At 36.4% G+C, this 7,749-nt stretch carries 1 protein-coding gene; it reads left to right on the top strand.

Features of this window, described 5'->3' with window-relative positions; all coding sequences use genetic code 11:
* Positions 1-281: 281 nt before the first annotated feature.
* The coding region (locus HMPREF2628_RS04445; RefSeq protein ID WP_142350493.1) for a mucin-binding protein at positions 282-7,749 on the top strand (7,468 nt) is incomplete at its 3' end.

The raw sequence follows: 7,749 nt of genomic DNA, 5'->3' as shown, positions 1-7,749 counted from the left end.
GAATAAGGAGTAGGATATCATATCCGCTCCTTTTTCTATGTAAATATGAGGTAATTTTTAAGCTTTTTTGAAAGTTATTAATCATATTTCTGAAGCTATTAATTATCTTTGCTTTTTTATATATCAACATCGATTAAAATATCGAATTGCTTGACATAGTGAATAGATAGAGTTATTATATATATTATACAATAGGTGAAGTCAGGGATTTTCTTAGTATCTATTTAAGGATTTTACTGACTTTTCTTGGTGTAAATAAAAATATAAGAAAAGGAGTAGTAATGTACTCACGAATAAAAAAATATCATGGACAAAAGGTTCAACGATTTTCAATCCGAAAGTATAGTTTCGGTGCAGCATCGGTAGCGATTGCTGCGCTTATGATGTTTGGAGGTGGAGCCACTGCAAAAGCTGACACTATTCAAGGAAACGATGCAAGAACGAGCTCAAATTTGTCTAATCAACAGTCATCGCCATCTCAAGAAAACCTAAATCACGAAGAGAATGTTGCGAGCCCTGATGCTAAGGGAAAAGAAATTCCTTCTAAAGATCCAGTTTCTAAACCAGTAGTAACTTCAGCTGAAGCTTTAGTTAATGAAGATAGGGTAGCACCAGAAAATATTGCAAAGGTAGACTTCAGTAAGTTATTAGAAGCGATTTCACGTATTCAATCAGCTATCGATAAAGTTGAAATTAGTAATAAAACATCAAAAATTATTGAGGATGCAAAGGCAGCACTATTAGAAGCTCAAGCTTTATCAGCAAATGACAAAGCAACTCAGGCAGAGGTAGATAAAACTGTTGCAAGATTAGGAGAAAAGGCTTTTGTAATTGAGAGCATGCCAAAAGTGTCTCCTGCTGTAGAAGATAAATCAGAAACAGAAGCTAAAGTAGAAAAAACAAATAAAAACCAAGATCCACGAAACGGAAAAGCAATTCCTGGTAAAGGGGAAAGTGGGTTTAGAGCGACTCCTACTGGTGTAGGGGAACAAGCAGCGGAAGGTCCTACAAGTAATAATAAGAGGGGGGTAGGAGCTAACCCAGTAGATAACGTTATTTCAAGTTTGAAAAATCAATTTGGGGATATTGATTTCAATACTCCAGATGTTGAAACAAAATCCGCAACTGTTGAAAATCAATATTCAAGAAATAATGCTAGTAGTCCAAATCCAGCCCCAGTGAAGTTAGGGAAAATTACTTACAATTGGAAAGAAAAACGAATCGAAAATGAAATTGATGGTTGGAAGATAGAAGGTACAAATAATTATGTAACAGCTATTAAACCAGAAGCTCCAACAGAAGTTGCGGCTGATAGACCTGCTGGATTTGAACCAAAACCATCTAAAGTTTACGATAATAATGGAAGTATTGATAGACAGTATAACGATACTCCTACTCCAGACAATCCTTTAGCGCCTAATAAAGCTAATCAAAACTATGCAAATGGTGTCAACTACTCAAGTGTACCTGGTGTTCCTTTAAATAATGCAGAACATTCTGCTGTCGGTAAAGGCTATTATATTCAGTTAAATAAAAAAGGTACACAAATTTCGAAAGAATTTAATGTCAATCCGAATTCTAGATTATATCTTAGTGCATTAACGGGTGGTGCATATGGGAATATGGGGACTGCTGGTACTGGTGAAAAAGTAGAAATCACAGTTACAGATGCAGACACAGGTGAAGTTTTAACAACACTGAAAGATGCGAATAATAATAGTGAAACAACACACGTTTCGACTCCGTATGGTGATGGAGGGAATGGTAATGGTTTCGGATTCTGGAGAACGATTATTAATACTCCAAATACGACTAAAAAAATTAAAATAACAATTAAGGCACTAGAGGATGGACCAGCATTTAAAAAGACCTATCCAGTAAATGGTAAATCAGAAATTGAAGATGGATATTTTGTAGGTGGGGTCAACTTAGCTGTTGGTGCTGCATTAGAAATGACAACAGATGTTGTTCGTAATAATGCTACATCCTCTTATGGAGAAGACACTCTCTATAAAGACAAAGAATCCGGTCAATTAAGAGTTACTGTGAAAAACGTTGGTGGGTTACCAACGTACGGCGCTTATGAATACACAATTAAAATTCCTGAAGGTGTCGAATTAAAAGATTCTCTAAAAAAAGCAAATGAATGGAATTGGCCTGGTCCTTTCCAAGTCGTATCGTATGATGAAGCTACAAGAACGCTTAGATTGAAATTCAATGCAGGGGATTCAGATCCAGCAAAGAATGGGACAAGAACATTCGGTATTGATTTCACAACGGCAAAAAATTTCAAAGGGACAGCTACTTTTAAGGTAACTGCAGAAATTAAAGAAGGATTTACAGATTTACAAGGCAACAGAGTATTAGAAAATACAGGTGTTGTAAATCCAAATAGTCCATATAGAAATACATTTAATGCACTAGGAAATACAGACAATCCAGATTACTACTACAACAAAACAATTTACATCGATACGATTAAACCAGTAACTCCTACTGTGGAACCAGTTCATACTGATAGCATTAATGGAGAAAAAACTGATAAAAATCAACCAACAGAATTATTAATTTCTGTCCCAACAGAAAAAGATACTAATTTAACAGATGTACCTAGAGAAAAACAAGATATCGCTGACAATGATAGAAACAATGGAACGGACCGTGATGCTGATACTGAGGTAGACAATATTAAAGAAGCTATTGGTGGAGTAACTTCAATGAAAGTTATGTTACCAAATAGTAAAACCCCAATTACTTTAAACAAAAAAGAAGACGGTTGGTATATTGGTGAAACAAAAGTTGAAGTACGCGATGGTAAATTAGTTGTACCAGTTCCAAAAGGGACAGATTTGACAGAAGCGAATGAGACAACAAATCCTGACAAACGTATCAAAGTTACTGTGCTTGATAAAGCAGGTAACGAATCAGATCCAGCTTATGCTAATGTTCTAAACGAAGCTCCAACAGTAGCAGTTGAGAAAAAAGATTTATATGTTTATAAAACAAAAGAAGCTGACAAATGGAATAATAATAAAGTTCTAGAAAAAGCGAAACCATCTGCAACTGACTTAGAAGATGATCGTGATGGTGTTGATTCTACTAAACCAACAATCGCAGTAAGTGATGCAGGTAATCTAGATACAACTAAAGTTGGAGATTACACTGTAAAAGTTCAATCAACTGATAGTGAAGGTAAGAAATCAACAGAAACAAATGTCACTGTTCATGTCTTAGACTTAATTAAAGTAGACCCTACAGTAACAACTGATCCAACAAATCCAAGCACAACAGCTCCAGTATCTCCAAAAACAGCAGATACACCTGTAAAAGAAGGAGATGAAAATCTTGGTAAATATCCAGCAGGAGTTACTCGTGAGGACTTAGTTAAAGAAGTTACACGTACAATTAAGTATCTAAAAGAAGAAGATGCAAACAAAGATAATGCTACTCCTTTATATGCTGAAAAGGTGCAAAAAGTAACTTACAAACGTACAGCAACAGTTAATCCTGAAACAAAAGAAGTAACTTACTCTGATTGGGAAGTTTACAATGAAGCGGATAAACTAACTGATGCTAAAGCAGATGGTACTAATGGTAAGTATAACTCAGTTGAATCTCCAGTTATTAATAATTATTTATTAGTGGATAATGCGGATAAACTTGTTCCAGAAAAAGATGCTCCTAAGCCAGCACAAAATGGAACAGCAACTTCTGAAGTGAAGAAAGTTCTTTATAAAGAAATTGGTTCATTTGTACCTGAGTACCCAGCAGGAAAGAAACCACAAGGAGCACCAGATAAGATTTCTTATCCAAATAACCCGAATGATCCAACGGTTCCAGGTGATTTTAGCACGATAACAATTCCATATGTTCCAGGTTATACTCCAGTATATAATGGACAAGAATTGACACCGAAAAATCCAAATGATCCAACTCAAGGCTATAAAGTTCCAGATGGATTTACACCAACGGATAAATTTGGGGAATCACCAATTACATATACACCTTCTACTCAAACAGCTAAAGTAGTGATTGAGAAGAAAGTCGATGGAGCCGCAAATGAAGTAGTTTCTAGCTTTGATTTAACAGGAAAATCTGGTTCAGAATTACCAGCAAGTACAGATGTTGAAAACAAAATCAAAGAACTTAAGAATCAAGGTTATGAAGTAGAAAGTGATGACTATAATACTCAGGATAATCATCATCCAATTTTTGATGACAAGGAAGATATTAACCCAACAGATGGTTCATCAGCACCTTCTCAAACATTTAAAATTGTGGTTAAACCTAGAATCATTGAAGTACCTTCATCAACACCACATGAAAAAGATAGTCCAGTAGATCCAAGTGGGGATACCCCAGAACTTAAATGGCCTGAGGGATTAGCTGAATCTGACTTGAATACAACAGCTAAACGTGTGATTTCATATGTGAAGAAAGATTCAGATACAGCAGCTGAAGAAAAAGCTAAGGATGATACTGTTCAAACGGTGCCATTCACAAGAAAAGCAACCGTTAATCTTGTCACAAAAGAAGTAAGCTATACTGATTGGGAAAGTCCAAATAAAACATGGGATAAAGTTGGAGTAGATGTTCTACCAGGATATATTGCAGATAAAAAAGAAGTTCCAGCGAAAGAAGCAGTAACTCCTGCAAAAGATACAAAAGTAATTCCTGATGAAACTGATAAAGTTACTTATACGAAGATTGGAAGTTGGATTCCAGTAGATCCAGCAACAGGTAAAGATGGAGAACCAATTCCATTCCCTAATGATCCAAACGATCCAACGAAAACAGGAGAAATTACGGAAATTATTCCTCATAAAGATGGATATACTCCGAAAGATGGAAATGGAACACCATTAGAACCAGTAAATCCTGCAAATCCAGAACAAGGATATAAACCACCGAAAATTACGGATCCAAAAACAAACATCAAGATTACCTATGACAAAGATGATCAAAAAGCAAAAGTTAAATTTGTTTCAGTAGATGATGAAGGTGTTGAAACACCATTAGATACGAAATATAATATTGATGATCTTACTGGTAAATCAGGAGATAAAATTCCAGAAGAAAAAGTTCAAGCGCGTGTTGATGTTTTGAAATCTATGGGATATGATATTGTAGATAATCCATTTGATCAGGATCCAACGTTTGATACTAAGAAAGAAATAGATCAAGAGTTTACAATTAAAGTTAAACCACAAGTTTCAACTGCCAAACCTGTTTATGTAGTAGAAGGAGATAAACCATCTTCAGAAAAATTAAAAGATGCGGTTACTACTAAAGGAAATGAGAAAACAGTAGATGAAACTAAACTTCCTGATACAACTGATAAAGTTGGTGATGAAACGTTAACAGCTCCTGTAACAGTGACATACGGTTCAGGGGATAATAAACGTGAAGAAACTGTTAATGTACCGATTAAAGTTGTTGAAGGATATCCACAAATTGTCCCAGTAGATCCAAAAGAAGCTCCAAAAGCAGAAGATAGTATCAATCCAGATGATTATCCAGCTGGTTCTAAATTCACTTACGAAAAAGAACCAGATACAACAACACCTGGAGATAAAGGGGTTAAGGTTATTGTTACTGATGAAAATGGAAATGAACTAGTAAGAGTTCCAGCAACAGTACGTGTAGTTGACAGTATTCCACAATACGTTGTGGCTGATAAAGCTAATAAACAACCAGAAGCTAAACAAAGTATCACACCGGGTGAATATCCAGATGGAACGGAATTTACTTATGAAACTCCAGTAGATACAACTACATCGGGAGAGAAAGATGTAGTCGTTGTAGCTAAAGTTGGTGAAGATACGATTGTTAAAGTTCCAGCTAAAGTTGTGGTAGTAGATCCTGAAGTGCAATATGTCTTTGAAGACCCTGCTAAACCACAACCAGATGCAAGTGAAAGTATTAATCCTGAACAATATCCAGAAGGAACTAAGTTCACCTATAAAGATGGTGATGTAGACACAACAACACCTGGAGATAAGAAAGTAACAGTAGTTGCGAAAGATGGTGAAGATAAACTGGTAGAAGTCCCTACGGTTGTTAAAGTTCTACCAGTAGTCAAACCAACAGGTGTAAGAGTACTTAAAGATAGTACGGATTTAGAAGCAACGGTTAAAGCAAAAGCTCAAGAAGTGGTGGATGCATTACCAAAAGATAATATCCCTGCAGGTGTAACAGTAACTGTTAAAGAAGTGAAAGAAAAACCTGAAACAACTGCGACAGGAGAACAAAAACCAGCTAAGGTAGTTGTTGAATATACTGATGATAAAGGCCGTGTAGTTGGTTCTAAAGAAGTAGAAGTTCCTGTAACAGTAGTAGGATCAACACCAAAACCATTGGTAGTCTTTGAAGGTGATACAGTAGAAGCTAAAACTGTCCAAGATGCAGTAACACCAGGAACTGATGGAACAAAGGGTAATCCTGTAATTCCAGAAGACCTAACAAAAACAACAGGTAAGAAAGAAGTAACTGTCCCTGTAACTTACGACGGAATTAAAGATCCAGAACAAGTGAAAGTGCCAGTGACAGTATTGCCAGTTGCTAAAGGTGAAGTAACCGTACCAAAAGGTGAAACTACAGATAAAGTTAAAGAAGTAGCTAAAGCTAAAGCAGAAGAAGTAGCAAACTCAGCAGACTTCAAAGCTAAATTACCAGATGGTGCCAAAGATGTAGAAGTTGGAGCGATTACAGAAGAAGTGCTTGCAACCATTACATCGGAAGCAGGAACAAACAAAGGAACTGTAAAAGTCCCAGTAACCTATACAGTAGATGGCATTAAGTATACAAAAGATGCAGAAATTACTGTAAGTGTAGTTGGTTCAAATGCTGATCAAGTATACGTTGTTGAAGGCGACAAACCTGAAATAGCTAAAGTAAAAGATGCAGTAACACCAGGACAAGGTGGAACAGTACAAGATCCAACAGAAGCTGATTTACCAGATACAAAGGATAAAGTTGGAGCAACCGATGTAACAGTAACAACTAAAGTTAAGTATGCAAATGGTGAAGAGACAGTAAAAGTCCCAGTGACAGTATTACCAAAAGTAACCCCAGAAGGTGTAACAGTTCTTAAAGATAGTGATAAGCAAGAACTAGAAAAAGCTATTAAAGAACAGGCTGAAAAAGCAGCTAATAACGTGAAGGGGCTTCCATCAGGAGTTACTGTAACAGTTACAGAAGTTAAAACTGGAACAGTACCACCGACAGCAACAGCTGGTGTACAAACCCCAGCGACAGTAGTGGTAGAGTATGTGAAAGATGGTAAAGTAGTTGCGACTAAAGAGGTACCTGTACCTGTTAACGTAGTAGAAGTCGTTCCAGTCTCAATTGAAACACCAGTAACAACAACACCATTAACGCCAGAGGATTATACTAAAGGAATTAAGATTCCAGAAGGTGGAAAAGTCACGAATGTAGAAAACATTCCAGACTTGACAACTCCAGGTAAGAAAGATCCGGTTAAAGTCACTGTGGAATTGCCAAATGGAAAAGTGATTACAGTCGAAGTTCCAGTTAATGTAACACCTGTTAAGGAAATTGAAACACCAGTAACAAATACTCCGTTAACACCAGAGGATTACACTAAAGGCATCAAGATTCCAGAAGGTGGAAAAGTAACGAATGTAGAAAACATTCCAGACTTGACAACACCAGGTAAGAAAGACCCGGTTAAAGTAACGGTTGAATTGCCAAACGGAAAAGTGATTACAGTCGAAGTTCCAGTTAATG

Source organism: Streptococcus sp. HMSC063B03 (assembly GCF_001836965.1).
Taxonomy (GTDB): Bacteria; Bacillota; Bacilli; order Lactobacillales; family Streptococcaceae; genus Streptococcus; species Streptococcus pneumoniae_F.
Note: the sequence above shows the minus strand (reverse complement) of the source record. Positions and strands in the feature narration are given on the sequence as shown.